The following is a 5,000-nucleotide window of genomic DNA, read 5'->3' on the forward strand; positions in this document are numbered from 1 at the left end:
CTTTCCCACAGCCCAATCTCTCTCTACTATTGTTTTTCCAAGAGTTTTCGCTAATTCATCATTTTGTTCTTTCAGCATATTAATTTGTTCCTGATATTTACTTACCAGTTTTGCTGGTTCAAAAGCCAATGCTGCATTTGATATAAATTGTTTTTTCCAATTACTAATTGTCTTTGAGTTTATCTCATATTTTGATGCTATCACTGATAATGGACTCTCTTCTTTCAGCACTTCTAATACTATCCTAGTTTTTTCTTCAGCACTAAAAACTCTTGCTTTTTCTTTTGTCATTTTTTCTCCTAATTTTTTCTTATTATTTTATCTTAATTAGGAAACTTTTAACTCTATTTTTTTGTCCATTTTCTTCAGTCCATTATAGTTCCACCTGCAACATCTACACCCTCATTATTCTCTTCTCCTGCCATAATCCCTCAATTGCTATTTTTTAATTATTATAACATATTTTTTACCCTCACTAATATAAATTCTCAGAATATTAAAGGAAAGACAATATGAATTAACTGAATTAATTAAGAGTTATGACAAAGTAGATGATAAGCTTTCTAAAAAGCTTGCAGAGCTTATAAGTATCAGCCAAAACGCCTATGAAACTTTTAAAGGTTCGACAATTGTTGAAAAAAGGGAATTATTAAATTTTATATTTTCGAACCTAACACTCGAGGGCTGTAAGCTGCATTACGTTCTGGCTTTTCCATTCACAGAAATGCAAAAAGTAGCAAATTGTGCCGAATGGCGGGGCGTAGTGAACAGTTTCCGAACCCAGCCAGACACTAAATTGCTTGTAATTCAAACGCTTACACTCCATTATTAGAGCTTCGTTACCTCGTATTGCAACTCCATATTTTTTCCACAAAAAGCCATCGAAAGTTTAATGATTTTCTTGACGTGTTTGTGTTCTTTAACTTTTACATCATATTGTTTGTCTATAATTTGATTCAATCCTATTTGGGCTACTGAAGCTAAATCTTCTATATTTTTGGCAATCTTGTATTCAATAATAATAGCATTATCTTCTTTGCCAACTTTAGGGATCATGATAATATCAGCTCGTCCACTACCTGATTCCTGTTCACTGGTTATGATGTAGCTAGAAGATAACATGTTAACAAGTCCTAGCATAAAGCCACTATAAAATAACTCTGCCTTTTTCTCTCCTGTTTGATGAAAACTGGTAGAATTTTGCAATAACTCTTGTAACCGTTCTTTAAATTCCTCTAAGCGGCAGATAGGTAGTAAACTAGCAAGAGGAAAATACACAGAAGTATCAACTTGTAACTTATTACTAACCCATTGTAATAATCTGTTTTCATATATAAATTTTACTTCTTCATTAGGCACAGATAATTCGTAAATATTTTTTGCTGATTCTATAACAGTGGGATTTAAGTAACCGCTAAATAGCAATAGACTGAATAATCCTGATCGTGAGTTAATATCACTGAAACTTATTTGTTTAGTAATCGAGGAAACAATAATTTTACCGCTAGCAAGTTGTTGCAAGTCTTCTTGCATTTCATCTGACAATAACGCCTTATCTATCAGCGAAGTCCCGCCACTATCTAACCAATAATGATCGAGCTTACCTTTATGAGATAAACATTGCATTATTGACCACGGATTGTAAATGACCTCTCCACCAAATGTGTAACCATTATACCAATCTTGAATTTCTTCAGGACTCGTTTCAGTTGGCACTTTTGTTAATAACTCATCAATTTCTGTTTGGGTAAAGCCATAGAACTTAGAAAAATCATCATCAAGTAAAGTATATTCACTAACATTATTCAAATCTGAAAATAAATTAGCCTTAGCTATCCGTAATATCCCAGTAATTACTCCTTTCTCTAAGTATGGATTGCTCTTTAAGGTGCTACCAAACATACCACGAAATATTTCAAGTACCTGTTCAAACTCTTTTGATTTATCACCAAATTTAATATAGGAACTATTAATCGGTGTGTCATATTCATCAATCAATATATAGACTTTTTGATCAAAATGTTTAAAGAGTAGTTTACTTAAGAAAGATAAACTAATTTTCAACTGTGCTAATTCTACCTTACCTATTAAATAATCTTGAAAATTCTTTTGTTCTTCTACACTAATTTTATCACTACTTTCTAAATATTTATGATGGTCATAAGCATTTTTAACATTTATTCTTATCCCACTCTCAATCTCTTGGTAACTACTGCCCTTAACATCTTTAAAATTTATTGAAATAACCGGAAATTGACATTGTTGAGCCATGGCGTATTCATTACTATTAATCTTTAAAGGTTTTAGGGTCTTTTTGCCTTTAAACCCTAAATCTATTATACCTCCAAGGAATAACTTGTTATTTATCTTCTGCTTCGGTGGTAAAGGTACACCTTTTTCGTCTACTTCAATTTCAAAGAACTTGCGAAGCATATCCATATTCAAGCTCTTACCCCAACGTCTTGGTCGAGTGATTAGGATAACATCTCCACTATCTTCTATTATGTCCTTAACAAGTAGACTTTTATCAACAAATACATCACTGTTTAACAGTAATTTCCTAAAATCATCCGTACCCACTAGCATCCTTGGTCGATAATCATTTTTAAGATTTTCTTCTTCTGTCATATTTTTATCTATCTATACCAATTCTTATAATTTAATTTTCTCTAAAACTCAGTTTAAAGCTCAGTTTGAAGCTTTTGCTGATAAAATTTTAATTCATCAAATCTTTTTTTAGCATTTTGGCGCAATATTTCGGTTTTTACCATAATCAACTTATGTGGAGACCCTTTTCTTTCAACAGATAAATTAACAGGCAAATCTAGATCTTTGAACATAGCCATAATATGATCACGAATAGCTGCTAAAATCGGCCATATTTTGGTTATCTCAGTTTTGCAGTGCAAGAAATTGGTGGCGATGACACAATGCTCACATTTACACGGTAATTTAGCGTCAATAGACCAATCATCATTAGAACGCATTCCTAAAGCCAAATTACTATCGATGGTTTTGACTAGATAGGACTTTAATGGTTTGTAATGGACTATATATTCAGAAGGAGCTGTATCTTGCAATTTCAAAAGCAACTCAGCCAAACTAGTATCCGGATATAGTTCTGAATTAGCTATTAAATGTTCAATAATTTTATCTAGTATTGGAATATTTTGAATTGCTGCACATGCTGCAAGGGTTTGATAAAGCGTGCCAATCCTCTTAGGCAAAGATTCCTTAAGCTTTACAGGTTTCTGCCATTTATATGTTTCTTTATCGCTAGCAATAATGCCATTACTTTGAACATCCAATAATAGCTCTACAATTGAAGCTGCACCGCCATAATATAAGAAATTTTGTACAAAAGAATGGATTTCTTTTGTAAAACAATCTTTGCTATGTCTTGCATGATTTTTCCAATTATTCAAAAGATCTGTGCACCAGCTAATGCCGTATTGAATTTGCAATTTAACAAGCAATTTTACGATATCAGAATTTAATATCTGCCATTCAAAATGAGATAAAATTGATAGTGCAGTGTCCTTATCCTTAATATAAAGAGCAATATTTGCTAATATAGCAAAATCACTTTTGTCTTTTTTGTAAAATGTTCGATGCAGATATTTCCCAGCTTTTGCTATAATTTCCATAGCTTTTTGTTCATTGCCTGGACTGGTGGTAAGTACAGATAACTCATCTATAGCATTATCATAATTCAGCCTAAAATGCATCGGAATTTGACTCGATTCAGGCCATAATACAACAGCAGCCCGTCTGTACCAATATTCCATGGTATTGCCATAATTTCCCATATAACCCTCGTACTCCGTGTTATACGGTTCAAGAGATTCCGTTTCTTTTGTTAAGCAAATCTCATCCTCACCAATATTACATTCATCAAAGGGTAATTTTTTATTATTTGAATCTATCCAATAAGACAAAGTTATTTCATTATCAATAAGTTCATCAATTATTGGATTACGATCATTGCCATCGGTAGTCCAAGATTGCTGAATTTCAACTAAAGCAAGATAAGGAATTAAGCTTAACTCGCGTGCTACTACATAAAGTGCAAAAACGTTTGTACGATCAGCCCCTTTGAGCATACTCAAGTGCAAACTATGTTCTGTGTAACTATGGTCTAGAAAATACACAAGCTTTTTCGGTTGTTTATTTTCTAGCTCTATAGCAAAATAATCTTGAATAGCCTCTGTTAATTGTCGATTTACATTTTTTATGTTGCAAATTTCTTCTGATTTTAACACCAAATTATAAGTTAAAGCAATGCGATATCCTTGCTTAATTTTTTCCACTTTGTGTTTACAATCTGCGTAAAAACCTATACATTTAGCGTTACTTTGGTCAATATTTTCGGAAGAAAAAATATGCTTTTTCTTACCATGCTCAATGATCAAATCTCCACTAATATGCGGCGATGGTAACACAACTACTAGACTAGCAACCATATTCTCCAATTTTTCCGAGTCTTGATGCATATCAAAAAACTGCCCTGGCTGATAAATTAACATATTATGTAAATGGGCAGTCAAAACACTATCTTCACTAAGCCCTAAACTATCCCGCATTTTGCTCAGCATAGATGTTAAAGATTGTTCATTGATGGTGATATGTAATTTATCAGCTTTGATCTCGTAACTATTGCGAATATTTTTATCTAATATTGTTTGGTCACGCAAACCAAATTGAGCCTTAGAGGAAATATTTATTAATTTTTGAATATATTGCTGATTAATAGGGAAAGTCATTGGTCCTAGCCCATCAACTTCTATATTAATATCTGCAGGGTTTAACTCACCATTGGTACAAAATTGTACTTTATTTTTACCTTTACCTTGCAAATCATCTTTTGTAAGTAGCCTAGCAATTCTTTCTAATATACTATTTTCCATATTTACTCTTTTATACATACTGGACTGAAAAATCAAGACAAAAAAATAATAATTTTGTTTCCCATTTTTGCATTTTTCAAGCTGCAATTTGTT

Annotated in this window: 3 protein-coding genes; all 3 read right to left on the reverse strand. The window is 32.3% G+C overall.

What is annotated here, in order from left to right:
• The coding region (locus RiCNE_RS05800) for a transposase (protein ID WP_157905682.1) at positions 1 to 291 on the reverse strand (291 nt) is incomplete at its 3' end.
• Positions 292 to 828: 537 nt separating this feature from the next.
• Positions 829 to 2,628 carry an AAA family ATPase gene (locus RiCNE_RS05805; RefSeq protein ID WP_094649644.1) on the reverse strand — a complete coding sequence of 600 codons (1,800 nt, stop codon included), beginning with the start codon at positions 2,626 to 2,628 and terminating at the stop codon, positions 829 to 831.
• A 53-nt stretch (positions 2,629 to 2,681) separates the two neighbouring features.
• Positions 2,682 to 5,000: 2OG-Fe(II) oxygenase (locus tag RiCNE_RS05810; protein ID WP_204839961.1), on the reverse strand; the 2,319-nt coding region annotated here is incomplete at its 5' end.

The sequence above is a fragment of the Rickettsia endosymbiont of Culicoides newsteadi genome (genome assembly GCF_002259525.1).
Lineage (GTDB): Bacteria > Pseudomonadota > Alphaproteobacteria > Rickettsiales > Rickettsiaceae > Tisiphia.